This is a genomic window from Bacteroidales bacterium (assembly GCA_021157585.1).
Taxonomy (GTDB): Bacteria; Bacteroidota; Bacteroidia; order Bacteroidales; family UBA12170; genus UBA12170.
In genome coordinates this window covers 1-25,828 of record JAGGWH010000152.1, presented here as the reverse complement: position 1 = coordinate 25,828, position 25,828 = coordinate 1, and the positions used below count along the sequence as shown (strand labels likewise).

Here is a 25,828-nt window from a genome sequence, read left to right as displayed (position 1 = left end):
ATAAATATGAAGGTAAATTGATATTAAAATTCAAATCAAAGATAGCTGATAATAAGGCAGTTAATAAAATAAAAAAATGGGGGGGTAAAAAATTACTGAGTTTTTCCCATACTGACAGACTATGTCAGTGGCAGGACTTAGTTTTGGATTGATAATTAAGTTACGAACTTAAAAATTATTTAAAATGAAAAAAATCTTTTTTTTACTCGCGATTTTATTTTCTTTCTCTGCATATGCTCAGTTACGTTTTGACTATCCCATAAAAGAAATTGAGAAAACAGAACTTCTTGTTACTTATTCCTTAAAGTTTCAAGAAGACTCTACAAATTCTGATTTTATCCGTCAAGAGGATATGTTACTTTTTTTAGGTAAAAATATCAGTAAGTTTGTAAGTGATGAGCATTATATTTTTGATACTATAATGAGAAAGGTAAAATCTCCTGCAGAGTTTCAAGGTTTATTATCTGATCAAAATAATCCCCTTCCGATGTCAAGATTTAGACCAACAATTTTTAAGAATTATCCTAAAGGAAAACTTACATGTATTCACCATATTATTGATGGCACTTTTTGGTACGAAGAAGATTTAGATTTATTTAATTGGCAGTTAACAGGAGATACAGCCACACTCTATGGTTATAAAGTGCAAAAGGCTATTACTAATTTTGGAGGTAGAAGCTGGACGGCTTGGTTTGCACCAGAGCTCCCTTTTAATGATGGACCATATAAGTTTAGTGGTTTACCAGGTTTAATAGTAAAAATTTCGGATAGCCGCAATCACTATGTTTTTGAGTTTATCTCTATCAAAAAGCCTTATAAGGGACTAATGATTGACTATGTAGAAAAGGATTTTATTAAAGCCACAAAGCAAGATTTTTTCCGCGCAAAAGATGCGTTTAGAGACGATATTATTAACAGAGCTAAATCAGCAGGTCTGAATAGTGAAATGCAGCAAAGAGCCGCAAAAAATATGGCAAGGTTGAATAACCCTATTGAATTAAAACGGAAATAGGGTAGAATAATAGTTTGCATATGAATTAAAATAGAAAATATCTAATATGGCTTAATAATTGTTTAAAACCGACTCTAATTGACAGCATACATGAAGTTTTTTATTTCATTTGTTTTTACAATTCTTTTTTTACAAGATCTTAGTGGTCAGACTCATCTTCAGGGATATGTGACGGATCCTGAAGGTGAAGCTTTGGAAGACATTAATATTTTGGTGTATTTATCGAGTAGCAAGGTTATGGTTGCTTTTGCTGTGAGTAATGATAAGGGATACTTCCAAACTAAAGTTAATAGTGCTTCTGACAGCCTTGAATTAGTACTTAGTTCAATGCATTGTCGTGAAGAACATAGGCGTATTGCTAATATTACGCAAACTATGCGGTTTGGGCTAGAATACGATGTTAAAAAATTAGATGCTTTTGAAGTAACAGCAAAACCGATTAAGCAATATGGAGATACCATTACCTATTTAGTGAGTTCTTTTGCAGGAAAAGAAGATCGAGCTATAGAAGATGTTTTACGCCGTATGCCGGGCATTGATATAGAGCCCGATGGGAAAATCCTTTATCAAGGACTCCCACTTCAAAAATTTTATGTAGAAGGGCTTGATTTGATGAATGGTCGGTATGGAGTTATTAGTAAAAATCTACCTCACGGAACGGTTGGTGCAGTTGAAATACTCGAAAATCATCAACCCTTAAAGATTTTAAAAGACCGAGTATATTCACAACAAGCATCATTGAACCTAAAGTTAAAAAAAGACATTACAAGCACAGGAACAGCAAAACTTGGGGTAGGCATTAGTCCTTTTCTTTGGGATGTGAATATAACACCGATGACTTTCACAAAAAACTTTCAAATAGTTACATCTTATCAAACTAATAATACGGGTAATGATGTATCGCAACAGCTTAAAATATTGACTTTGGATGAAATGCTTCAAAATGCTGATCGTCCGAATGAAAACCCAAGCATATTGAATATACAAGCTGCAAATGCTCCGCAAATTGAACAAAATCGTTATTTAGATAATAAAATACATTTTTTTAATTTCAATGGTTTGCTTCGCATGAATCGAGATTTTGAACTGCGATCCAATCTTTATTATGTAAACGACCAACAGCAACAGCAGGCAAGTCTGAAACGCAGTTTCTATACGCCCTCCGACACACTTTCTTTTACCGAAGATATTGATAATAGCTTTCAGAACAATTATTTAATTGGTGAGTTTACCTTGAGTCGTAATGTTAAAAGAAACTATCTAAAAAATGAGTTAAAGATAAAATCATATTGGGATAAACAGTCAGGTCATGTTTTTAATGGAAATGAAGAAATTAACCAAAAATTAGAAAACCCTTTAAAGTCTATTTCAAACGACTTAAGATCGGTGAATTCCGTGGGAAAGCACCTCGTAGAATTTCTGTCTCTCATATCGTATGATCATAGCCCGCATAGTTTAGAAGTAGATCCAGGACAGTTTGAGGAAGTATTAAATCAGGATGAATCTTATGATAAGTTGCTTCAGCAAATAGATTTAAAACGTTTTTATGCAGACCATTCAGCCAGTTTTGGCTTTGGCTGGAAAAGATTAAGCTTTACCCCACGAATAGGGATATCTTTTCGTCGTCAAATGTTAGAAAGCAATCTTTTTATCACCCAACAAGAAGAAGAAAGCGAAATGGGATTAGATTTTGCTAATGAATTGGAGGGAGATCATACAAATGCGTATTTACAAACGGAGATAGAATATAAAAAATCAAGCTTAACGATAAAGGCTAAGCTTCCGTTTAGTTGGCAGGAAGTAAGTCTAAATGATTTGACATCAAATAGTGGGCAAGAGATTAATCGTTTTTTGTTTAATCCAAGTCTATCCGTTAATTATAAATTCCGTAATTTTTGGAAAATAAGAGCTTCTTGGCGTCACTCCAATAAGTTGGGCGATATAGATGGGATGTATTATGGTTACATCCTAAATAATTATCGTAACCTAAGTCAAAATGCAGCTCCTCTTTCAGAAATCTCCCGTCACAATTTTTCATCTTATTTGTCGTACCGTAACCCCATTACCTCTTTCTTTAGTTCATTAGCTTATGTTTATACTGTCAGTCAGAATAATCTGCTTTATAGTAATAATATTCAAGCTGATGGAACAACGGTATTGCAGGCGTTCAGTATACCAAATTCCGTTTACTCTCATAATTTAAACGGACAAGGCAGTAAGTATTTTGCAGCCGCAAAATCAACCCTGAGTTTTAAAGCATATTATAGTTATCGTAAAGGGAAGTCGTTGATAAGTGGCGAGTTGTTTAATAGTGCAACTCAGTTTTATAATTTTACACCGGGCTTAAATGTTCGCTTCACCCCTTGGTTAAACTCAGAATACGAACTAAATGCAAGCTATATTCAAACCTTTATTGAAAGCGAGAAGAAGAGCAATATTTCTTTATTAACGCACAAATTCAATTTCTTTGCTTTTCCTACAAAAAATCAACTCTTCAGTTTCTCTTCAGAATACTACAATTTTGATGGAAACAATAACTTTTTTGCTGATATGTTATACCGTTACACATTTACAAAGCAAAAAATTGATATTGAATTCCGTTGGAGTAATATCTTCAACGCTAAGACGTATACAACTTATCAGGCGAGTACTTTCGCTGTTTATGAATCGATTTATTTTCTCCGCCCGTCGCAAGTGTTTTTATCGGTTAAGTTTGGGTTTTGAAAAATCGTGGTTTAAGAATGGGATTAGCTATCGCGATAGCTAAAAATAAATTATTCAATCTACAGCATTTTTCCTTTTTGAATTAATATCTTTGCAGCAGCGTACTTTTTTACGAATTAAGGAGTTATAAAATAAATAGGAATAAATGTATTCCGAAAAAAGATTGAAAAAATGACTGAGAATAAATCAAAATCAAATCCCGTTCAAAGCAAAACCCCAATTTTTGTATGGATATTATTAGCTGTAGTTACTGTAGTGGCAGCATATTTTATCTACAGTGGTATGCAAAAAGATAAAATACTTGATGAAGTTAGAATAGAAAAAGAAGCTCAACGAATTGAACTTCAGGGAGAATTAGATTCCTTACTTGCTAAGCATGAACAGATAAAACTTGCTTATGGCGATTTAGCTGATTCTTTGGTTCTTAAAGACAGCTTGATTATTGCAAATGCTAAAGAGATTAAAAATCTATTGAATTATAAATGGGAATATCGTAAGGTGCAAAAGAAATTAGATCGTTTACGCGTGGTTGCACAAACGTATGTTGTTCAAATGGATTCGCTATATACTGTTAATGAAAAATTGGTTGCGGAAAACTTAAATATTAAACGTCGTTATAATTCAGCGCAGCGTAAAAATATTGTTCTTGAAAAAGAAAAAGAGCAGTTAGCGGTAAAAATTGTAGAAGCATCAGCTTTAGAAGCTTATAATATTACTGCAAGTGCAATATATGTTAAGCGTTCGGGTACCGAAGTTGTAACGGATAAGGCTCGTAGAGTAAATAAGATTAAAGTGTGTTTTACTTTAAGTAAAAATGTGATTCTATTGCCCGGTTTAAAAGATATATATGTACGTATTGCGCGTCCGGATAATAAAATTCTAAGTCCGGGTATAGCCGAGGATTTTGTATTTGATTATAATGGTGAAACTATACAGTATTCTATTTATGAGCAAGCAAATTATGATAATGAAAAGATAGACTTATGTCTTGTATGGGAAAAGAAATACAAGGAAATAGAGATGTTGGAAGGTAATTACGAAGTAATTGTTTTTGCAGATGGTCAGGAAATAGGAACTACCAATTTTGTTTTAAGATAAAGCAAGCGTTATTTATACAAAACTTAAGTTGTTAGATTTTTTTATAAAAAAAACAAGTTATTTACCCGGCTTGTAAACTACTCCTAAAGTATTTTTGCCATCAATTTCTACACGTAAAGCCTCTTCGAATCTAATATGTTTAATAAACTCGTCTTCGTAATATACCGGCATCTTATTAAGATAGTCTAAGTCGTAATATCCATCATCAATAAAAGGGTTAATAGTAAAATAACCAACACGGAAAGATGTCAGGTTTTGAAAAAAGTGAGTACCCTGACTGGGGTCAATTCGATAATTTTCTAAGCCTGATTCTACTATAATTCTGGCATTTGAGATATACGGCCATTTTACGGGAATTCCCAGCCAGCTATCTTTAGAGCCCCATCGACCGGGACCAATTAGAATATAATATCTTTCTTCATCTGTCAGACGTTTATTTATTTCATTAATATGCTCTGCAATTTCTGTACTTTTAGAAGCGTCAAAAGTTTCGGGTTTTACAAAAATAAAGTCGTGTAAATCACTAATCACACCATTTCCCAAAGCCGATTTAGAATAAATAAGGGTATCTTCTTTTTTAATTGACGATAGATCTTTTGAGATATATTCTTTTTGAGAAACTATTGGCCGGATTTGGAGAATATTAAAAACAGACGGGTCTTTTAGCGTTTTGTTAAAGTTAACGGCAAATTCTATTTCTATAGGGGTATTCATTTCCCGTTCTCCTATATCCAAGATATCTGAAAGAATTTCGGCTAAGGGGAAAGTGTTATGCTTTAGAATATTTGCAAAAGTGACTATTTTTTTCCCTTTATGTCCGGTACCTTCACGAATAATATTATTTTGAAAATCGTAGGTTGACATTAATTTGTCCATTCCCCATTCGGAATTTATATCTCTTACACGTATGGATTTTATGTTTACTCCATCATCTGTACTGGCAAAAAAACTTTTTGGATTTAAATCGAGTGCGTAAAATTCTTTTTGAGTCTCTCTTAAAGCTTGATCGGGAGAAGAAAGTTGTAATATTTTTTTTGGATATTTAGGCGAAAACCTTAGTGTTTGTCCTCCTTCTACAATTTGTTTTCCTAATCCGATAGCAATATTGGCAATACCGTCTTCAGGTTTTTCGGGTTCGATAGGATAAAAATTTATTGAACGAGCAACACCGGAAAATGAAGGATAAAATACATTTTCGTGAGAGGAGCCTGTAACTTCCTGAAATACGATACTCATCTTTTCTTCGTCAATCAAATTTGAAGTAGCTGTCATATATGCTTTTGACGATTTAAAGTAAGCTGATGCGTAAACGCTTTTGATGGCCAAGCTAAGCATTTGAATCATTTTATCCGGATTCTCAGGTAGATTGGGAATCATATAGGTTGAGTAAATCCCGGCAAAAGGCTGGTAGTGAGAATCTTCTAAAAGACTTGACGAACGAACAGCAATAGGTTTCCTTACAATTTTAATAAAGGCGAGTAAATTTTTTATTATAATTTCGGGTAAAGGAGCAGATACAAAACTGTCAAGAATTTTTTTATCATCCACTTCTGAAAGTGCAATTTTATATAAATCGTTAGATTCCATAAACTCATCGAAAAAATCGGTACTTAAAACTATAGTACGAGGGATACTGATAAGTACATCGGGGAATTTGCTAAGAAGCTTATTTCTTTTTATTAAAGAATCTAAAAAAGCAAGACCTCTGGCTTTACCGCCAATAGATCCATTACCCATTCGGGTAAAAATTAAATATTCGTCGTAGCTATCTCTATTAAATTCCGCAATAACACCGCGCCCTTTACTAATTCTAAAATGCTGCATCATTTGAAACAAAAAATGACGTGCATCGTCAAGATTATCAAAATCTTGTACGGAAACCTGTTTAAAAACATTTGCTAAAGCAAAGAGAGCTCGCGCATTAAGCCATTTGGAGAAATGGTTTCTTGTAATGTGGTAACGTAGAGAAGCATCAGGAATTAAATACAATTTATCTTGCATTTCTTTTAAATCTGCGGCTTTTTCAACTACATTATGTGTGTGAGGGTCAATAAATTCAAAAGGACCAAAAGCAAAATGCTTTATGATAAACTGTCGTAAATCACGGAGTAATTTTTTAGAATGTTTATGTAAAAATCCGACTTTTATTTCTTTAGCAAAAAGTATGTTGTTTGCATCGGAAGATTGAATAAGTAATGGAGTGTATTTATTATTAGTTTTAATATGTCGACATAAATTCAGACCTGCAAATTGGTTTCTAATTCCATAATGTTTATAGCTCATATCTGTAATAACTCCCAGTAAGTTATCATGAAATTTGTCGTATAAATTAATGGCATCTTCGTAAGTTGTGGCAAAAAGTATTTTAGGACGACCGCGCATACGAAGCATTTTTTGGTGTTCGTTTAAGCCTTCCTGCATAAACTGTTTCGACTGGGTAAAGATTATTTTGTAGATATTTGGTAAATAGCTTGAATAGAAACGCACGGAATCTTCAACAAGAATAATAGCTTGAACACCAATTTCGTTAATATCATATTCGGCGTTCATTTTATCTTCAATAAGTTTGATGATTGCCAAAAGTAAATCGGCATTTCCCAACCAGCTAAATACATAATCAAAAACTTGTGTTTTTTCTTTATCAAACCGTAAAGAAACCTCTCTTGAAAAAGGAGTTAAAGCAACGATTGGAATATCAGGGTATTCTTTTTTGAAGTTAGCCGCAAAGTCAAAAGTAGATTCTTTTTCGGCACTCAGCATAGTAATTACCAGATCAATATTTTGCTCTTCCATTATCTTAAAAGCTTCATCTTCATCGGTAACCAGAATAAATTGAGGGGGATAGCGTAGGTTTAAAGAAACATATTCATTAAAAATCTGTTCATCAATTCTGCCATCATCCTCTAAAATAAAAGCATCGTAAGCGCTTGATAAAAGTAAAACGTGATATATACGTTTCTTCATTAAATTACTAAAAGAAGTTTCAGCAAAATCGGCATTTCCTGATTTTATAATACTTGAATAACTCGGCATAAGAATCTTATTAATAATCCAAAAATAGCGATAAATCTTCGTTTAGAGCCTGTTTTTATTGAAGCTATTTGTAATATTTAGTAAAAAATCAACAGCTGTTTTCATAAAGTAAAATTATCGTTTTACGATAAAATTAATAAAAAGCAGTTCTAAAGCTTTTAAAATTAATTATTTATTGTCATCTTTGTTGTGAGAAGCTATAAATAAAAGTCAATGTTAGCACCCACAAAACAGGAAATTATCACTTTTGACGGATTAATAGATACGCTTAACGTAGTTGAGATACTAAATGATATTGAACTTAAAGCGGAAGAAATGGGCGTAAGTAACTCATTGCGAAAGAAAATCTTTAATATCGCAGTTGAAGAATTACAAAACCTTCTCCATCACACACGCGATTTTAGCGTTAAAGGAGAGCCTGATGATAAAGTCCGCGTAGTACAATTTTCCTTCTCCGAAGAAGATGATTTTTTCTTATTAAAAACAAGTAATTTTTTATTGAAAAAACATCTTAAAATTGTAGAGGAAAAGATTAATTTTGTCAACAAACTGTCAAAAGGAGAGTTAAAGGAATTATATCGTAAAGTATTAACTAATAATCAAATTTCTGATAAAGGTGGAGCCGGATTGGGTTTTATCGATATGAGGCGTAAATCGGGCTTGGATTTGATTTATGATGTAGAATATTTTGATAATGATTTAGCACGGTTTACTTTTTTAGTTAAGATAAATAAAAAGAAAGATAAAGGATGAAGGAGTTAATTTTAAATGGTACTAAGCAAACGCCCTATGTTAATTTTAATGCTGAAACGGGGAAACTGGAATTAAGTGGTCGTTCTATTCCTGAAAATTCTTTTGAATTTTATAACCCACTGCTTGAGTGGATTACTGAATATGGTACTAACGCTTTGGCTATAACTAATATGAAGGTTTACCTTGAATATTTTAACACTAGTTCATCAAAGTATATTTTAGAAGTGTTAAAAAGATTAAAGGAAATAAATGAACTTGACGATAAAGAGGTAAAAGTAGAATGGTGCTACGATGAAGACGATGAAGAGATGATGGAAACAGGCGAAGATTACGAAGACGTAACCGGACTGCACTTTACATATACCGAAATTGAAGAATAACTATGGCTGTTAGGAAGAAGCGGAAAAAAGAAGATATTTTTGTAGATGAAGCTTCTTGTTTAAATCGTGTGCGAAATTTCCTAAGCGAAGAAAACAAATCTCCCGAAGAAACTGTTGCTGAGTTAGATAATTTAACAAACAATTATTCTGAATTACTCGATCAGATAAAGTTAATAACTCGTATCAGCGATCGTTTACAACGTAAATTGGATCAAACTAACGATAAACTAAATGAAGTTAACTTAGAAATTCAAGAAAAAAATGTTCAGCTTGAGCAGACAATAAATGACTTAGCCGAAGCTAAAATAGGAAGACGTGCCACTACTTTTGTATTTATTTTTGCCTTAGCTTTGTTTTTGGTGTCAGAAGCTTTTATTGAACCTTGGATAGAAAGATATTATAATAATTTTTTCATTAGTTTGGGAATAAAAGGTGTTATAGCTCTATCTATCAAGCCTATTGAAGGACTTGTAGAGAAAACGTTAGTAAAAAAAGCTCGACAAAGAACATTAAAAGCGGCTCGTGCTAAAAGACAAATAGCTTAACTTATTTATATTAAGAACACATTTCTGTTTATCTTTCAGGTTCTAATAATTTTTGGTAATTTTGAAAGCTTAAAAATCATATTCAAATTTAATATACAAAACTCCCCTTGTGTTATTAATCTTAATGATGCTGAGAGTGTTTTTTATTTGTTTTTAAATAATGAATTGATATAAAGTAATTAAATATGAAAGAAGTACAATTACTCGACAAACGATTTGCTGTTTCTATCGGAGCAGATAAAATTGATAAGGCTGTTACACAAGTTGCAGACAAGATTAATGCCGATTATAAAGGTAAAAACCCACTATTTTTAGTTGTATTAAATGGAGCATTTATGTTTGCTTCTGACTTATTTAAAAAGTTGACTATCGATTGTGAAGTTAGTTTTGTAAAGTTGTCCTCATACTCAGGAACGTCTTCTACTCATGTTGTTCGTGAACTGATAGGTTTGGATGAAGCTTTGACCGATCGTGATGTAATTGTGGTTGAAGATATTATCGATACCGGAATTACTATGGAAAATACAATTCAAAAGCTTAAACATTTGCAGGCTGCTGATGTGAAAATAGCAACCCTTCTTTACAAACCTCTATCATTTCAAAAAAATTATGCTGTTGATTATATTGGAATAGAAATTCCCAACGATTTTATTGTTGGTTATGGCCTCGATTATGATGGATTAGGTCGTAACTTACCCGATATTTATAAAATTATTGAATAGAAATACAGACAATAATAAATTTAATAATAAGCTCATTAATCCAACTCAAAAAAAACTGTAAGATGTTAAATATTGCACTGTTTGGCCCTCCGGGAGCAGGTAAAGGAACGCAGTCGAAAATGCTGCTTGAAAAGTATGATCTAACCTATATTTCGACAGGAGATATGCTTAGAGAAGAAATAGCTGAAGGTACTAAATTAGGAATGAAAGCTAAATCTGTAATAGAAAGAGGGGAGTTAGTATCCGATGAAATAATTGTTCAGCTCATAGAAAAACGTATAGTCGAAAATGTAAATCCAAACGGAATTCTTTTTGATGGATTTCCAAGAACAACAGTACAAGCATATATTTTAGACGGTTTATTACTAAGGATAAACGCTCCTTTAACGTGTATGATTAGTTTAGAAGTGCCACGCGAAGAACTTGTTAGCAGAATGATGGAACGGTCTAAGGTTTCCGGTCGTGCTGATGATACTGAAGAAGTAATACAATTTAGGCTAAAAGAATACGATAATAAAACAAAACCGGTTGCAGAATTCTATAAAGCAAAAGGAAAATATACTCCAATAAAGGGAACGGGAGAAATTAAAGATATTTTTAATACCATTACCGATTCTATACAGCAAACCCTAAGAAAAACTTGGATTAATGTTGTGCTTTACGGTCCTCCGGGATCGGGGAAAGGTACTCAGGCTTTAAAATTGGCAGAAAAATATAATTTGGTTTATATTTCTACCGGAAAAATGCTTCGTAAAGAAGTGTTGGATAATACCGAAATTGGTAGGAAAGCTGCACCATATATGAAAAAAGGTGAGATTGTTCCTGACGAAATTGCTATTACATTAATAGAGAGGCGAATACAGGAACATCCTGAGGCAAAGGGCTTCGTTTTTAAAGGCTTCCCTAAAACAATGGTACAGGCTTATATACTTGATGGATTATTATTAAAGTTAAATCAAAGTGTTTCTATTGCTATCGGATTGGAGACTTCTACTTTAGAATGTTTTAAACGCCTTAGTGCTAGAGGTAAAACGAAAAACAGACGCCCATATGATGCAAGTATGGAGATGATTATTAATCGTATAGATGAATTTATTGACCACACTGTAGCTGTGGGTAATTATTACGAAAATCAAGGAACATTTGTTAGTATTGATGGTCATGGTAGTCAAGATGAAATTTTTGAACGCTTAGTAGAAACTATGGACAAAGCCTTGTTAAGAAGTCGTTAGGTATTATTTAAATAAAAAATTATAGTGAATTCAAACTTCGTCGATTATATAAAAATTTACTGCCGCTCCGGAAAAGGAGGTGCCGGATCGGTGCATTTTAGGCGAGAAAAATATATAGAAAAAGGCGGCCCCGATGGTGGAGATGGCGGAAAAGGTGGCGATGTAGTTGCGGTTGGAAATAAAAACCTGTGGACTTTATTACATCTGCGTTATACTCGTCATTTACGTGCCGATGGTGGAGCAAACGGAGGGCGTTCTCGCAGTACGGGAGCCGATGGAGCCGATGCTATAATAGAATTGCCTCTCGGTACTGTTTGTAAGGATTTTGAAACAGGTGAAGTAATTTGCGAAGTAATAGAAGATGGTGAATCTCATATCCTCCTAAAAGGAGGTCGTGGAGGTTTGGGAAACGATCATTTTAAAACATCAACAAATCAAGCTCCGGAATATGCTCAACCAGGAGAAGAGTATTTAGAACAACAAATATTATTTGAATTAAAAGTTTTAGCTGATGTAGGTTTAGTAGGTTTCCCAAACGCAGGTAAATCAACATTATTATCGGTGCTCTCTGCTGCTAAACCGGAAATAGCAGATTATCCCTTTACTACTTTAGTCCCAAATTTAGGAATTGTAAGCTATCGCGATAATTTATCGTTTGCAATGGCAGATATACCCGGAATTATTGAAGGCGCACATGAAGGCAAAGGGCTGGGATTAAGATTTTTACGACATATTGAGCGGAATGCTGTTTTATTGTTTTTAGTTCCCGCATCTAGCGATGATATACGGAAAGAATATAAAATTCTATTAAATGAATTACAACAATTTAATCCGGAATTACTCGATAAAGACCGCTTACTTGCAGTATCAAAATCGGATATGTTAGACGATGAATTGGAAGAGATGATTAGCGCCGAACTTCAAGGGATACCACATGTTTTTATTTCTTCTGTTGCCCAAAAAGGACTCGATGAACTAAAAGATAAACTTTGGGCATTATTTACTAAAAACAAATAAGTCATGTTAGACTTTTTAACAGAGTTGGACAAGCAGGTCTTTTTGGTTTTAAATAGTTTTCATAATGGTTTTTTTGATTTTTTGATGTGGTGGTTCAGCAATAAGCTGATTTGGATACCTTTTTATATTTTTCTTTTATACCTTTTAATTAAAAAATATGGCTGGGAATCGATAGTTGTTTTATTAAGCCTGGCTTTATTAATTGTTTTAAGCGATCAAATTTCGGGTTTTATTAAAGATGCCGTAGCTCGTTACAGACCCAGTCATAATCCAGATATACAGGAACAAGTACATGTATTAAATAATTACTTAGGTGGAAATTACGGTTTTGTAAGTTCGCATGCTGCCAATAGTTTTGCTTTAGCTTATTTTTTAGTAAAATTTTTAAAAGCAAATACTGTTTTTACTTTCTTGCTTTTTAGTTGGGCGATTGTTGTTTCTTATAGTAGAATTTATCTTGGAGTACATTATCCCGGCGATATTATTGGCGGTGCAATATTAGGTGTTGTTTTGGCTTGGTTTATTGCAAATATTTATCGACAGCTTATTAGTCGTTTTTTTGTTTCTAAGCTTAATTAGTATGGATGAATTACAAAAAAAATACGGTGTCGATATTATTTATGAAGACAATCATTTATTGATAGTAAATAAAAAGCCATCGCAAATAGTTCAAGGCGATAAAACCGGAGACTTACCTCTGACAGAAATTATAAAAGCTTATTTAAAAGAGAAATATAATAAACCCGGAAATGTATATTTAGGATTAGTTCATCGTTTAGACAGGCCAACAAGCGGGCTGGTTATTTTTGCTAAAACCGATAAAGCAGCATCGCGTTTATCGAAAATATTTAAGGATAGAGATTTGTCTAAAACATATTGGGCTGTTGTTCAAAATCCTCCTCCCGAGAAGCATGGCCATTTAAGGCATTATCTTAAAAAGAATGAACAAAAAAATAAATCTTTTGTTGTTACGGAAAATATTTTGGGAGCTAAAAAGGCAGAGTTAAAATATAGTTACTTAGGCAAAAGCGATCGTTATCACTTACTTGAGGTGGAACTGTTAACCGGAAGGCATCATCAAATAAGATGTCAATTAGCATATATAGGATGCGCAATAAAAGGAGATGTAAAGTACGGATTTAATCGTGCTAACAAAGATTTATCTATTCATTTACATGCTCGCCATATAGAATTTATTCATCCTGTAAAGAAAGAGTTACTACAAATAAATGCGAAACCACCCACAGATCCGGTTTGGGATTATTTTTTGGAAATGATTAATGATAATCTTTAATTTCGTCTATTCGTTCTGCCGATATTACACCCTCAATAGCTTTAATATTTTTGATTAATTTTTTAAGAACATTACTATCCGAAACATATAAAGTAACCGTTCCTTTAGCCGTTCCTCCCGAACTTATTAAGTGAAATGTCCGTATATTGATTTGGTATTCTTTTGTTATCACTTCAACAATAGAAGAAATTAAACCAAATGTTTCATTAGCAGAAATAGAGATGCCGGCTAAAAACCCCACTTTCTCTCCCTCATTCCATTTTGCTTTAATAATCTGATTACCAAAGGTTGACATTAGTGATATAGCCTTTTCGCAATTGGTACGATGAATCTGAATAGGTTTTCCCGGAAGGCTGATTCCAATTACATCATCACCCGGAATCGGGTTGCAACAAGCCGCTACATTAAACTTGATATTTTTAATGCTTTTATCAAGAAGTAGATTATTTGGGTTTTTCTTTATTTCGTCTTGAATGATATTTTTAAGGTTTTTATCTGTCTCGGTTTTTGGCCGCCAAAAAGGAATGTATTTCTTCCAATTAAAACCATCTGTTATTTCAAAACATTCGCGTATAGTGCGCTCTTCAATTACTCCTTTTGCCAGTTTGTAATAAAAATCGGTTTTTGATTTACAGTTCAGATAAGTAGATAATTTTAAGCGGTTTTCACGAGTATTTTCTATTTTCAGATTTCCATAAATAATCGATAATTGTAATCTCCCTTGATCGGTTGCCTTTTTTTTAATTTCCTTAATAGCTGTTTTTAAACTGCTTTTTGCTCTTGCTGTTTTCAGATAAGAAAACCATTCTTCACTTGGATTATGAGTATCAGAAGTTAAAATCTGAACCTGATCACCTTGTTTTAGGACATAATCCAGAGAAACAACCTTATGATTTACTTTGGCTGCAATGCATTTATTTCCAACTTCGGAGTGTATATTATACGCAAAATCAAGTGCTGTTGCTCCTAATGGGAGGGTTTTTACATCGCCTTTTGGAGTAAAAACCATAATTTCTTTTGAAAATAGATTTAATTTGAATTCGCTCATAAAATCCAAAGCATCTATTTCGCTACCTTGTAAAAGTTCCCTAACCTTAATCAGCCATTCGTCTAATCCCCCTTCAACTTTTCTTACATCCGACTTATATTTCCAATGGGCAGCATAGCCTTTTTCTGCAATTTCGTCCATGCGTTTTGTCCTGATTTGAACTTCTACCCACCGTCCTGATTTACTCATTACAGTAGTATGTAGAGATTCGTAACCATTGGCTTTAGGTGTTGATATCCAATCCCTAAAACGTTGTCTGTTAGGTAGGTATTTGTCTGTAACTATGGAATATGTATTCAAACAGACACTTTTTTCTGTTTCTAAGGGGGTATCTATAATTATCCGTACAGCGAAAACATCAAAAACTTCATCAAAGGGAACCCCTTTATTTTTCATTTTGTACCAAATGGAGGATATAGATTTTTCTCTACTAACAATTTGATATTTTATACCTTGTTTATCGAGTTCTTTTTTTATTGGACGAACAAAGTTGCGGATGAATTTATCACGCTCAACTTTTGTGTTAAGTAAGTTAGTTTTAATTAGCTGAAAAGCTTCTTTATCGGTATAACGTAAAGCCAAATCTTCTAATTCGCTTTTAATAGAGTGTAAGCCTAAGCGATGTGCCAATGGAGCATATAAATAGGTGGTTTCTGATGCAATTTTAAGTTGTTTTTCTTCAGGCATCGCATCAAGCGTACGCATATTATGTAAGCGGTCGGCAAGTTTAATCAAAATTACACGAACATCATCGGAGAGGGTTAAGAGTAAGCGTTTGAAATTTTCGGCTTGCATAGATTCTATTGGCTGATTACCAAATATTTCTCTTATCTTAGTTAGTCCGTCAATAATTTGAGCAATCTTATCGCCAAATAAAGAGCGGATGTCATCTATGCTGTAATCGGTATCTTCAACAACATCGTGCAATAAGGCACTTATAATAGATTTTGTTCCGAGACCAATTTCGTTTACACAGATTAAAGCAACTTCAACAGGATGAAAAATATACGGCTCGCCACTCCTGCGTCGCATTCCTTGATGAGCTTCATTGGCGACTTTAAATGCTTTTATTATAAGCTTTCTGTCCTTTTCTTTTGTCGCTTCTTTTGGACGCCAAGATTTTAGTAAAGTTTTGTATTTACTTTTAATCCTTCTCGCCTCATCTTCAGGATTAATTATATAATTGAATTTATTGCTTTTCGCCATAATCTCTATTTGAAACAAAATTAGGTATTTTTCCTTTCTTTTGTTCGTTATTTGATAGCCTATTTTCTTTTAAATTTGTAAACATATATAATTGATGTTTCACTTGAACTATATCGATATACATACTCATAAAATACGAAAATCAGCAAATATTCAAATAGTTGATATTTCGGAAAGAGTGAATGTTGATATAGAAATATGTTCCTATTATTCTATGGGAGTTCATCCTTGGTTTGTTAAGGAAATGGATTTAGACAAAAAAATGCAGAATATAAAAAGCCATATTGATAAGAATTCTTTTTTAGCCATAGGCGAATGTGGGTTAGATAAAGTTTGTAATGTTGATTTTAATATTCAGTTAAAAGCTTTTAAGCAACAAATAAATCTGTCTGAAAAATATCATAAACCCTTAATATTACATATTGTAAAGTCTTTTAATGAGATTATTCAGCTGAGAATAGCCATTAAAGCAAAGCAAAAATGGATAGTGCATGGTTTTAATGGAAGCTATCAGCTAGCAAAGCAGTTGATAGATATGGGTTTTTATATTTCTTTCGGACATAAGCTTTATCAACAAACATCAAAAGCCAGCAAAAGTATCAAACACCTGCCTTTAAATCGTATTTTTCTTGAAACAGATAATTCGGAATTTGCAATTGAGGAAGTTTATGCTTTAGCTGCTGAACGGTTGAATATAGATGTAAGCCTTGTTCAGAGACAATTACTCTTAAATTTTATCGACATATTTCCGTAATATTATTTGCAAAAAACTACAATTGTTGAGTTTTGGTATGTTTTTTGTTTTTATACTTATAGTCAGATAGAAAGGCTTAGTTCTTATTTTGTTGTTTATATAGAATATATCTTTGTTGGTAACTCAAAAAAATCAAAAAATATTAATAATATTGCAAATGGTTTGATGAACCACAGTTTTTAAAGAAACATTTAAACGCAATTATCTGATTTATAATTTATAGACATGGACATTAAAGAAAATTTAAAGTACACAAAAGATCACGAATGGGTTTTGGTTGAAGGCGATGAAGCAACTGTTGGTATCACCGATTTTGCCCAGAGCGAATTAGGTGATATTGTTTTTGTTGAAGTTGACTCTGAAGGTGAAAATTTATCCAAGGAAGAAGTTTTTGGCACTATCGAAGCTGTAAAAACAGTTTCGGATTTATTTATGCCAATTTCTGGAGAAGTTGTTGAATTTAACGAAGAACTTGAAGCTACTCCGGAATTGGTTAATCAGGATCCTTACGGAAAAGGATGGATTATTAAGGTTAAAATTAACGATTTTGCTGAGTTGGAAAGCTTGTTAAGCAGCGGAGTATATAAAAATATGGTGGAAGCATAAAGCTCTACCATAGTGGTTAAAATAGTTTTTTACCCACTTTTATCGAGGAAAAAGAATTTATTAATAATTTAGCGGCTTTAAAATTAGAATTTTAAGCAGGAAAAAGGAGAATTATGGAACAAAAAAAATCCGAAAAAGCAAATCTGGAAAATAAGAGAACAATTTTTCTAGAAATAGGCTTTGTTTTAGCTCTTGCTGTGGTATTGGTTGCTTTTGAATACAAATCGTACGATAAAGTTGAATATAGCAATATTGAGCGAATGGTGGATGATACTCCTGAGGAGATTATTCCAATTACCGAACAGAAAGTTAAACCACCTCCACCAAAACCACCTCCACAAGTAACAATTATCAATGTTGTTGAGGATGATGTTGATGTGGAAGACGATATTGAAATAGATATCGAATTTGATGAAGATGAAGAGATGGCAGAATTTGAATTTGTTGTCGAAGAGGAAGAAATTGAGGAAGAACAAATTTTCTTGGTTGTTGAGAATATGCCTGAGTTTCCCGGTGGCGAAGCTGCAATGTACAAATTCATTGGTAAAAACATTGAGTATCCACGTATGGCAAAAGAAAGTGGCATTAGTGGTCGTGTGTATGTAACCTTTGTTGTAGAGCGTGATGGTAGTGTTACCGACGTTAAGATACTCCGTGGTATCGGAGGCGGCTGTGATGAAGAAGCAGTTCGTGTAATTAAAAAGATGCCAAGATGGAGTCCCGGAAAACAACGTGGAAAACCTGTACGTGTTCAATATAGAATGCCGATTAAGTTTACCTTACAATAAAATAATAGGCCTCGTTCGTCAACTGACGGACGAGGCTTTTTTTATGCCTTGTTCTTAAAGTATTTAAAAACGATTTCGGCTTTTGCTTGCCCTATCGTGTTTGCAATAGCTTCTTTTTCCAGCTTTTTTATTTTGAGAACTGAACCAAACTCTCGAAGTAAAAGCTCCGCAGTTAGTTTGCCTATGCCCTTAATATCAGTAAGTTCTGTTTTTAAAGTTCCTTTATCACGTTTATTGCGATGATGAGTTATTCCAAATCTATGTGCTTCGTCACGTAAATTTTGAATAAGCTTTAAACTCTCCGATTTTTTATTGATATATAAAGGCAGACTATCATTTGGAAAATAAATTTCTTCAAGTTTTTTGGCAATCCCTATAATACTAATTTTACCTCGTAAATTTAATTTTTCTAAACTACGTACAGAAGCGCTTAATTGTCCTTTTCCTCCATCTACAACAATTAACTGGGGAAGAGGCTTTTTTTCATCTAACAAGTGTTTATACCGTCTGTAAATAACTTCTTCCATAGAATGAAAATCATCAGGACCTTCAACAGTTTTAATATTGTAATGCCTATATCCTTTTTTATATGGTTTTGCATTTTTAAACATCACCATAGCTGCTACGGGATAATCACCTTGAAAGTTAGAATTATCAAAACATTCTATATGTTCCGGTATAACTTTCATATGTAAGTCGTGTTGCAGTTGTTCTAAAATTCGTTTGCTATGACGGTTGGGATCAACTAAATCTTTTCGTTTTTGACGCTCTAATTGATAAAAGTGAGCATTGCGTGTTGATAAATCAAGTAATTGTTTTTTATCTCCTTTTTTTGGAATGGTAATTTTTGAGTCGGGGAACGAAAGGTCAATTTTAAAAGGAAGAATTATTTCTTTAGCATTACTTCCAAAGCGTGAATATAATTCGGCCATAGCCAATTCTAACAGTTGTATATTAGTTTCTTCAAGGCGCTTTTTTAATTCGATAGTGTGTGTTTGGACAATGGCTCCGTTAATTATTTTTAAGAAATTTACAAAAGCTTTATCATCTTCTATAATAAAAGAAAAAACATCAACATTGTGTATTTTAGGATTTACAACTAATGATTTACTTCTATATGAAGTTAAAAGATCAATTCTGTCTTTTAATAATTGTGCTTTTTCAAATTCCATTTCTTTTGCATAACTCATCATCCTGCCTTTAAGGTTGGAAATGAGAGAAACAATATCGCCTTTTATAATATTTCTTATTTCTTGAATACTTTCCATATACTCTGTTTCGCTTTGTTTACCAACACAAGGAGCAAGGCATTTCCCTATGTGATAATCTAAACAGACTTTAAATTTCTTTGCGGCAATATTTTGTTTAGTTAATTGAAGTTTACAAGAGCGAATAGGGTAAAGCTGATGAACCAAATATAGAACAGTATTCATCATTTTTACTGATGCATAGGGTCCAAAATATTCACTTCCGTCTTTTATTATGTTCCGTGTAGAGAAAATACGAGGGAAAGGCTCGTTTTTAATACAAATCCACGGAAATGTTTTATCGTCTTTTAGAAGAATATTATAGCGAGGTTGATATTTTTTTATAAGGTTGTTTTCCAGCAAAAGAGCATCGAGTTCGGTATCAACAACCATAAATTCTATACGGACAATTTTAGAAACTAAAACACGTAGTTTTCCGCTTGCACTTTTTTCTTTATTGAAATATGACGCTACTCTTTTTTTTAAATTTTTAGCTTTGCCGACATATATTATCTTGTCTTCAGTATCAAAATATTGATAAACCCCGGGCGATTGTGGCAAGCTTCGGATTTGAAGGTGTAGTTGATCGATGAGTTGTTGATTATGGCTCATTTCAGCAATCTAAAGTAATGAAAATTAATAAAAATCAATTTAGTGCTTATCGTCCATTTTAATTCCATCCCATCCTTGAGCTGTAATTGGAATGACTTCGCCCGAAGTTGTAATTAAATTTTTGGCCTCTCCTGTTTCGGTCATATGCCCAATAATATAAAATTCGCCTTGACCATTAATTTTTTCAAAGTCGTTTTGACTTACTGTAAACAAAAGTTCATAATCTTCGCCACCATTTAAAGCACAGGTTATAGGGTGAATATTAAATAATTCGGCAACACTAACCGTTTGTGGGTCGATAGGTATTTTTTCCTCATACAGATTACAACCTAAAGCAGATTCCTTGCAAAGATGCATGACTTCAGATGCTAAACCATCAGAGATATCAATCATTGCTGTTGGTATTAATTTCATATCGGCAAAACGCTTAATCATATCTACACGAGCTTCCGGGCGTAACTGACGCTCAAGAACATATTCGTTACCACCTAAATCGGGTTGTATGTTTTGGTCTTTCTTAAATACTTCTTTCTCACGTTCTAGCAATAATAATCCTGCATATGCTGCACCTAAATCGCCACTTACAACTATTAAATCTCCGGCTTTTGCTGTACTTCTTTTTACAATATTTCCGGCTTTTGCTGTACCGAGTACGCTAATAGAAAGTATTAAGCCGCTGGTACTCGATGTTGTATCTCCACCTACTAAATCAACATTGTATTTTTTGCAGGCAAGAAGCATTCCGGCGTAAATCTCTTCCAATGCTTCAACAGAAAATCGATTAGAAACGGCTAATCCTACGGTTATTTGTGTGGGAGTTGCATTCATTGCAGCAATATCTGAGAGGTTGACCATTACCGCTTTATAACCCAAATGTTTTAAAGGCATATAGCTTAAATCAAAATGAATGCCTTCAATTAACAGATCTGTAGAAAGTAAAACTTTGTCGTTTTCAAAGTTTAAAATTGCAGCGTCGTCACCTATTCCTAAAATGGTTGATTTTTGTCGGTTAGCTACATTCTTAGTTAGGCGATCAATTAATTTGAATTCACCTAATTCCGAAAGTTCAGTACGCTTTTCTCTATTCTCAAACATAAATTAAAATTTAAGTTGCAAAAGTACGATTATTTGTATTTTAATTATCTAATATGATTGCTCAATTCATTCCCTTTCCCTCTAAGCATCATAGAAAAACTAATAAGAAGAAAAAGTATGGCAGTGAAAGCCGATAAACGTCCGATATAGTCTCCGTATCTGACATAAAAACTAATATCACTATTAGCATTTAAAGTAGTTTTTTTTGCATCTTGAACCCAATATTCTGTTTTTTCATAAATGTCGCCGCGTTGATTTATAAAGCAGGATATACCTGTATTGGCAGAGCGCGCAATACTTCTGCGAGTTTCTATTGCTCGTAAAGAAGCAAACATTAAATGCTGTTTATAACCCGATGTATTTCCCCACCAACCATCATTAGTAATTATAAATAGAAGCTGTGCCCCATTTTGTACAAAACCGTTGGTGAATTCACCAAATACAGATTCAAAACAAATTAAAGGTGCAATCTTATATTGGCCATCTGCCGAAGTAAACACTCTCCTTTCCGTATCGTAACCAAGACTTCCTACGGTGCCACCTAAATCAAAAGCTATTTGTTGAAATGGTGCGAGAAGTTTTTGAAATGGCATTTTTTCCGCACCCGGAACAAATTTTGATTTGTGATAATGCTCACGTTTATCAAACCGATTTAAAAATAAAGCGCTGTTGTATTCATCATAAAATGCTCCCGATTTTGTTGTTCGTGCTGTAACGGTTGGCTCTTTTAAAAATTTATAGGAAGAAAGACCAATCAATAAATTTAGATTTGGATAATTTGAAATGAAAATTTTCAGCATAGGAATAGAAATAGTTCTTGATCCTAAACTTGTAGAATAATTGAAATGAGGTTCTTGCAAATGCTCTTGTATAGCAGATTCGGGAGCAAGGATAAATGTAGTATTCGAATCCAGTAAAGGTTTGCTAAGCTTAATTATTCGATGAATAACTTCTTGTGGAGGTGCGCTATATTGTTCTCCGTAAGGATCCATATTGGGCTGAACAACAACAATATCCACAGGATTTTCAGTTTCAATATAATTGGTGTAGCGGACAGAGGAAAGTATAATAGGAATAGCAATTAAAGTAATTAACCAGATGCTAAAAAAGCCCGCTTTTTTGTATTCTTTCGTTTGAATTACCAAACGATAAAGTTTATAAAATCCGATATTTAAAAGTAAAATCCAAAGACTGCCTCCAAATATTCCTGTGTATTCGTACCACTGAATAATGGACGGATATTTAGCAAAAGCATTGCCTATATTTAGCCAAGGAAAAGACAATGCCCAATCAAGGTGAAAATACTCAAAAGTTATCCAATAAATAAGGAGGATAAAATATGGCGTTTCACCTTTATTGAAATATCTTTTTGTCCACGAATACAGACCAAAAGCAATCGTCATAAAGGAAGCGTTGAGTAGTATAGACATTACGGCTCCATAATCCGAAGCATTCCAAATCCACCAAACACTAATGATATGCCAAATGATAAAAGCAAGATAGGCATAGCTTATCACTCGCCAAGTTTTAGCTCCTCCCAAGCCTTTGGCAATATTATCTTCGAGTAATAGAAGAGGAATAAATGCAAAAAATAAAATAAACGGAATGCCATTGGGTGGCCACCCTAAGCCAAATAAGACTCCCGAAAGGATTGAAAGGATAAGGTTTTGGTAGCGCTTCATTATGGCAAAAATAGGGAAAAGGGACTAAAAAACGCATATTTCTTTTTTTGATTTTTAAAGAAAGTGATAATGCAAGCCAAAGAGTACTCTCTTTAATTAATTTGGCTTTATATATTTTTTTATCAAAAAAAGCCTCTCAGAACCACCCGAGAGGCAAACCAAAAAACCTAAATTATAAAACAAAAATTTATTTTAAGAAGTTAATGTTAATTTAATAACATTGTTTTTTTAAAAACACTACAAAAGTAATATCTTCTTTGTTATTCCCAAAACAATTAACAATTTTTTCGCATTTAAATAGGCTATTTAGAATTAAAATTTATTGTGAAATGAATAACATGGTTAATTATTTATCAATATATTTGACATCACATTCAGATAACTAATTAATTAAATATATTTTGTTATGATAAAACGAATCCTTAGTACAACCGTCATTTTTTTGCTAGCTTTTGGTTTAAGTATAGCACAACAATCTTATGCTCCATTTCTTAAGGTAAATATGCAGGATAAATCTATGGTGCAGCTCAGTGAAGAGATAGTAATGGGTATTGAAAGTAAAAATTTTACAATTATTGGTCAATATAAACCCATGCAATCAGATAATATGTTGGTTATTTGTTTTACGCGTGATGACCTACAAAAAGCCGGTCTTTCATTTAAAGATCGTGGTGCATTAGCCTCTGTTCTTAAGATAGGTCTACTTAAAACAAGTGAAGGTGTTACTCTTAGCATACAAAATCCAATGTATATGTTTTATGCTTATTTCCGAGATGATATCGGGAAGCAAATCAGTGTTTTACGAAAAATTGATAGCGATGCAAAACATGTGCTTACTGATTTGTACGGAAAGTTAAGCTCTTTTGGTGGAGAATTGGAAGTGGATAAATTGACTAATTATCATTATAAAGTAATGATGCCTTATTTTGATGATCCTATTGAGTTGGAAACCTATAATAGTTTTGAAGAGGGCTTAGAATATATTCAGCAAAAAGTGGTAGCATCTACAAATGTAAAAATAGTTTATAAACAAGTATTTAGCGAGCAAAAGGTGGCGGTTTTTGGACTTGCTCTAACAAATACGGAAGAAGGCGAATCGGAATTCTTACCCATCATCGGAGAAAGTCATTTAGCCGCTATGCCTTATGAGATTATCTTGCAGGGAAAAGAAGTAACAATGTTGCACGGAAAGTACAGAATTGCCTTGTATTGGCCGGAATTAACTATGGGAACCTTTATGAAAATAATAAGTACCCCCGGTTATATTGAGGATACCTTTGAGGATATAACTAAAAAGTAAAAGCTGTTTAAATAGATAATTAAGTCATTCTGAGTGAAGTTGAAAATCTTTTGTGTAGAAAGAATAGTTCGGCTTCACTTAATGTAATTTGTAATGTAAGGGGTTTTACAGTTTTTTTTATTTCCACTCTACTATTGTCCCTCGGTTTTTGTTGAGCATATGACTTGGAACGGATTCTTGTATTGTTTTGGTAAGGCTTTCAATTAGTTTGGTTTTAGCAAATTTACGAGTATAGACTAATCCCACTTCTCTTAAAGGAGTTATATCATGAAATCTACGAACCTGACTTGCTCTTTCTCCTTTGAGTTCCAACCCGCTGAGTTCAGGAATAAGTGTATAACCGCCTTCTTTATCAATAATTCGCATCAAAGTATCTAAATTTCCTCCTTCAAATTCGAAGGGTAAAGCATCAGATTCAAAGCTTTTTATGTCGCATAGATTAATTACCTGATGGCGGAAACAATGGCCATCGCTCAGTAACCAAATTTCGGGTGTTGCAATATCTTTAATTTCTATAATTGCTTGATGAGTAAATTGATGTTTTTCGTTAGAGTATACTTGCATCTCTTCATAATATAAAGGATGTTCAATAATTCCGGGGTTATGAAGAGGAGTTACCAAAATTCCAACATCAATTAAATCCTTTTTTAGTTGCTCTTCAATGTTTTCAGTTACCATTTCCTCAATTTTCATTTTAATCTTCGGATGTTTGGCTTTTAATTCTCCAGTAAAGCGAGGTAAGAGATAAGGAGAAATTGTAGGAATAATACCAATGCGGATTTCACCGCTAAGATCTTCTTTTTCCTCTTGGATAATTTGATTTATTCTGGAGTTCTCGAGTAAAACTATTCGTGCTTGTTCAATTACCTTTTCGCCAAGCATAGTTGGAACAACGGGCTGTTTAGTCCGGTCAAAAATTATTACATCTAAATGATCTTCAAGCTTTTTTATTTGCATACTCAAAGTGGGTTGCGTTACAAAGCATTTACTTGCTGCTGTTGCAAAATGCCTAAAAGTGTCAACTGCAACGATGTATTCTAATTGGATAAGTGTAATCATAGCACAAATATAGATAAAATCTATCATAATATAAAAACAATCGATTTGACTTATGTATATATTAGATTTACTTTTGCATCATCAATAAAAAATAATATTCATTTAATAAATATAAAAAACAAAATACTATGGAAGAACAAGTACAAATTTCAAAAATGCCGGTAATTGGCGATCAAGCACCAGATTTTACAGCCGTAACAACTAAAGGAAAAATAAAATTTTCTGAGTTTGCAAAAGACAAGTGGGTAGTCTTATTTTCTCACCCTGCCGATTTTACTCCAGTTTGTACAACTGAAATGACAGGATTTGCACAACGGAAAGGCGAATTCGACGCCTTAAATACAGAACTTATGGGATTAAGTATTGATAGTATTCACTCTCATCTTGCTTGGGTTCAGAATGTACGTGAAAAGACTGGTGTTTATTTCGATTTCCCAATTATTGCAGATATCGATATGAAAGTATCTAAATTGTATGGAATGTTGCAGCCGGGTGAAAGCGAAACTGCTGCTGTTCGTGCCGTATTCTTTATCGATCCTAAAAAGAAAATCCGTTTAGTGATGTATTATCCATTGAATGTTGGTCGTAATATGGACGAAATCCTTCGTGTTCTAGATGGTT

Annotated in this window: 22 protein-coding genes; 16 read left to right on the top strand and 6 right to left on the bottom strand. The window is 33.3% G+C overall.

Annotated elements, in window-relative coordinates; translation table 11 throughout:
* Nucleotides 1–184 precede the first annotated feature (184 nt).
* The 3 genes from J7K39_10375 to J7K39_10365 all read left to right on the top strand — a co-directional run bounded on the left by J7K39_10375 (nt 185) and on the right by J7K39_10365 (nt 4,834).
* Nucleotides 185–1,012 carry a GLPGLI family protein gene (locus J7K39_10375; protein MCD6180295.1) on the top strand — a complete coding sequence of 276 codons (828 nt, stop codon included), beginning with the start codon at nt 185–187 and terminating at the stop codon, nt 1,010–1,012.
* A 90-nt stretch (nt 1,013–1,102) separates the two neighbouring features.
* Nucleotides 1,103–3,736 carry a hypothetical protein gene (locus J7K39_10370; GenBank protein ID MCD6180294.1) on the top strand — a complete coding sequence of 878 codons (2,634 nt, stop codon included), beginning with the start codon at nt 1,103–1,105 and terminating at the stop codon, nt 3,734–3,736.
* Between the two features lie 171 nt (nt 3,737–3,907).
* A complete protein-coding gene (locus J7K39_10365) occupies nt 3,908–4,834 on the top strand; it encodes a hypothetical protein (GenBank protein MCD6180293.1) in 927 nt (308 codons plus the stop codon).
* Nucleotides 4,835–4,891: 57 nt separating this feature from the next.
* On the opposite strand, the gene J7K39_10360 is transcribed toward J7K39_10365, so the two are convergent.
* Nucleotides 4,892–7,867 (bottom strand): phosphoenolpyruvate synthase, encoded by a 2,976-nt coding sequence (locus J7K39_10360; protein ID MCD6180292.1) that lies wholly within the window; start codon nt 7,865–7,867, stop codon nt 4,892–4,894.
* Between the two features lie 213 nt (nt 7,868–8,080).
* Here J7K39_10360 and J7K39_10355 point away from each other — a divergent pair, with 213 nt between their 5' ends.
* From J7K39_10355 to J7K39_10320, 8 genes are all read left to right on the top strand, one after another.
* The gene (locus J7K39_10355; GenBank protein ID MCD6180291.1) at nt 8,081–8,620 is read left to right on the top strand and encodes a SiaB family protein kinase; all 540 of its coding nucleotides are present in this window, start codon (nt 8,081–8,083) and stop codon (nt 8,618–8,620) included.
* Nucleotides 8,617–9,000 (top strand): DUF1987 domain-containing protein, encoded by a 384-nt coding sequence (locus J7K39_10350; GenBank protein ID MCD6180290.1) that lies wholly within the window; start codon nt 8,617–8,619, stop codon nt 8,998–9,000. The genes J7K39_10355 and J7K39_10350 overlap by 4 nt, the downstream gene beginning before the upstream one ends.
* A 2-nt stretch (nt 9,001–9,002) precedes the next feature.
* Entirely contained in the window at nt 9,003–9,545 is a 543-nt protein-coding gene (locus tag J7K39_10345) for a hypothetical protein (GenBank protein MCD6180289.1), read from the top strand.
* A gap of 185 nt (nt 9,546–9,730) precedes the next feature.
* Nucleotides 9,731–10,267 (top strand): hypoxanthine phosphoribosyltransferase, encoded by a 537-nt coding sequence (hpt, locus tag J7K39_10340; protein MCD6180288.1) that lies wholly within the window; start codon nt 9,731–9,733, stop codon nt 10,265–10,267.
* Between the two features lie 62 nt (nt 10,268–10,329).
* Nucleotides 10,330–11,499, top strand: a complete 1,170-nt coding sequence (locus J7K39_10335; protein MCD6180287.1) for an adenylate kinase — start codon at nt 10,330–10,332, stop codon at nt 11,497–11,499.
* 21 nt (nt 11,500–11,520) lie between these two features.
* Entirely contained in the window at nt 11,521–12,516 is a 996-nt protein-coding gene (gene obgE / locus J7K39_10330) for a GTPase ObgE (protein ID MCD6180286.1), read from the top strand.
* 3 nt (nt 12,517–12,519) lie between these two features.
* Nucleotides 12,520–13,095: a phosphatase PAP2 family protein gene (locus J7K39_10325; protein ID MCD6180285.1), complete on the top strand. Its 576-nt coding sequence runs from the start codon at nt 12,520–12,522 to the stop codon at nt 13,093–13,095.
* 1 nt (nt 13,096) lies between these two features.
* The gene (locus J7K39_10320; GenBank protein ID MCD6180284.1) at nt 13,097–13,810 is read left to right on the top strand and encodes an RNA pseudouridine synthase; all 714 of its coding nucleotides are present in this window, start codon (nt 13,097–13,099) and stop codon (nt 13,808–13,810) included.
* Here the strand turns inward: J7K39_10320 and J7K39_10315 are convergent.
* A complete protein-coding gene (locus J7K39_10315; GenBank protein ID MCD6180283.1) occupies nt 13,794–16,064 on the bottom strand; it encodes a bifunctional (p)ppGpp synthetase/guanosine-3',5'-bis(diphosphate) 3'-pyrophosphohydrolase in 2,271 nt (756 codons plus the stop codon). The two genes, J7K39_10320 and J7K39_10315, sit on opposite strands and share 17 nt — an antisense overlap.
* A 94-nt stretch (nt 16,065–16,158) precedes the next feature.
* Between J7K39_10315 and J7K39_10310 the strand changes: the two genes are divergently transcribed.
* From J7K39_10310 to J7K39_10300, 3 genes are all read left to right on the top strand, one after another.
* Nucleotides 16,159–16,818: a TatD family hydrolase gene (locus J7K39_10310; protein MCD6180282.1), complete on the top strand. Its 660-nt coding sequence runs from the start codon at nt 16,159–16,161 to the stop codon at nt 16,816–16,818.
* A 225-nt stretch (nt 16,819–17,043) separates the two neighbouring features.
* A complete protein-coding gene (gcvH, locus tag J7K39_10305; protein ID MCD6180281.1) occupies nt 17,044–17,424 on the top strand; it encodes a glycine cleavage system protein GcvH in 381 nt (126 codons plus the stop codon).
* A 113-nt stretch (nt 17,425–17,537) separates the two neighbouring features.
* Entirely contained in the window at nt 17,538–18,212 is a 675-nt protein-coding gene (locus tag J7K39_10300) for an energy transducer TonB (protein MCD6180280.1), read from the top strand.
* Between the two features lie 41 nt (nt 18,213–18,253).
* Here the strand turns inward: J7K39_10300 and J7K39_10295 are convergent, their stop codons facing one another.
* From J7K39_10295 to lnt, 3 genes are read right to left on the bottom strand one after another with little or no spacing between them, the layout of a single operon-like run.
* A complete protein-coding gene (locus J7K39_10295; protein MCD6180279.1) occupies nt 18,254–20,071 on the bottom strand; it encodes an excinuclease ABC subunit C in 1,818 nt (605 codons plus the stop codon).
* Nucleotides 20,072–20,110: 39 nt separating this feature from the next.
* Nucleotides 20,111–21,166: a thiamine-phosphate kinase gene (gene thiL / locus J7K39_10290; GenBank protein ID MCD6180278.1), complete on the bottom strand. Its 1,056-nt coding sequence runs from the start codon at nt 21,164–21,166 to the stop codon at nt 20,111–20,113.
* A 44-nt stretch (nt 21,167–21,210) separates the two neighbouring features.
* A complete protein-coding gene (lnt, locus tag J7K39_10285; protein ID MCD6180277.1) occupies nt 21,211–22,848 on the bottom strand; it encodes an apolipoprotein N-acyltransferase in 1,638 nt (545 codons plus the stop codon).
* A 406-nt stretch (nt 22,849–23,254) separates the two neighbouring features.
* On the opposite strand from lnt, the gene J7K39_10280 reads away from it, so the two are divergent.
* A complete protein-coding gene (locus J7K39_10280) occupies nt 23,255–24,148 on the top strand; it encodes a hypothetical protein (protein MCD6180276.1) in 894 nt (297 codons plus the stop codon).
* A gap of 117 nt (nt 24,149–24,265) precedes the next feature.
* Here J7K39_10280 and J7K39_10275 read toward each other — a convergent pair whose 3' ends face one another.
* Complete coding sequence (locus J7K39_10275; protein MCD6180275.1) at nt 24,266–25,207, bottom strand: LysR family transcriptional regulator; 942 nt, start codon at nt 25,205–25,207, stop codon at nt 24,266–24,268.
* A 128-nt stretch (nt 25,208–25,335) separates the two neighbouring features.
* Between J7K39_10275 and J7K39_10270 the strand changes: the two genes are divergently transcribed.
* Nucleotides 25,336–25,828, top strand: a 493-nt coding sequence (locus J7K39_10270; GenBank protein MCD6180274.1) for a peroxiredoxin, incomplete at its 3' end; no start/stop codon positions are given.